The 1,129-nt window shown below is 35.9% G+C and carries 1 protein-coding gene; it reads right to left on the reverse strand.

The window, feature by feature from the left end:
- Positions 1-34: 34 nt before the first annotated feature.
- Positions 35-1,066 (reverse strand): oxidoreductase, encoded by a 1,032-nt coding sequence (locus KI369_RS27010; RefSeq protein WP_212958637.1) that lies wholly within the window; start codon positions 1,064-1,066, stop codon positions 35-37.
- Between the last annotated feature and the right edge of the window lie 63 nt (positions 1,067-1,129).

Below are 1,129 nucleotides of genomic sequence, written 5' to 3' on the forward strand. Positions count from 1 at the left end.
AATGGTTATATATATTTAACATATGGGTGTCTTTTTATTTTATAGATATGATCCTACCTGTTTCACTACTTTCAACCGCTAATTGAATCAACTTAATAACTTCTAAACCTTCTTGCGCTGTTACAGGTGGTTTCTCACCATTTACAATACTATCTCGCACACCTTTATAATACATATCATAACAACCAACTTCTGTCGGGATACGCTCTAGCTTTTCTTCCGTATGTAAAGTAGCAAAATTCTCTTCAGCATCTACTCCATAACCGTTATCGCCTGGCTTCATTCCATTTTTTAATTGTTCTTCCTGTGAATCCATACCGTATTTGACGATAGAACCTTTATCTCCATGCAGTGTATAATGTGGACCGGCTTGCTTTACGTAACTGCTACTATGTAAAGTGATACGCTTAACACCGTAGTGAAGTATAACATGGAAGTAATCATCAATTTCTGCACCTGGTCGTTGTTTGATTACATCTGCACTTATCGCATCTGGTTTCCCAAATAATGATAATGCTTGGTCAATTAAATGCGAGCCTAAATCATATAATATTCCTGATCCTGGTAAGTTCTTTTCTCTCCAGCGGTCACGTACATGCGGACGGAAACGATCAAAATGCGCTTCATATGCGTATAGATTTCCTATTCTATTTTCTTCTAACAATTTCTTTATCGTTAAGAAATCATTATCAAAACGACGATTATGATATACACTTAACACCACATTATGTTGTTCTGCTAATGAAATAAGCTCTTTCCCTTCTTCAATTGAAACAACAAATGGTTTCTCTACAACAACATGTTTACCATGTAATATTGCTTCTTTTACATATGGAAAATGAGTTGTATTCGGTGAAGTAATAACCACTAAATCAATATCAGCTCGCTTCACCAATTCATCAATTGTACTAACGACGTTAGCATTCGGTAACGTTTCTTTTACTACCTCTTCTTTTGAAGATAAAACGGCACGAATATCGTATTCTTCTATCGTTTGTAATAATGGGATATGAAATGTTGTACTAGAAAATCCAAACCCTACAATCCCTACACCTATTTTTTTCATGTTGCCCCTCCATCTGTCCCGCTTTAACGGGCAGTAAGATTCCTACCTCAAAATTCAGCGAAA

Origin of the sequence: Bacillus sanguinis (assembly GCF_018332475.1) — a bacterium.
GTDB lineage: Bacteria > Bacillota > Bacilli > Bacillales > Bacillaceae_G > Bacillus_A > Bacillus_A sanguinis.

Excerpts from the sequence above, each read along its gene's own strand:
- KI369_RS27010 (WP_212958637.1), bottom strand. The coding sequence starts at position 1,066 with ATGAAAAAAATAGGTGTAGGGATTGTAGGGTTTGGATTTTCTAGTACA.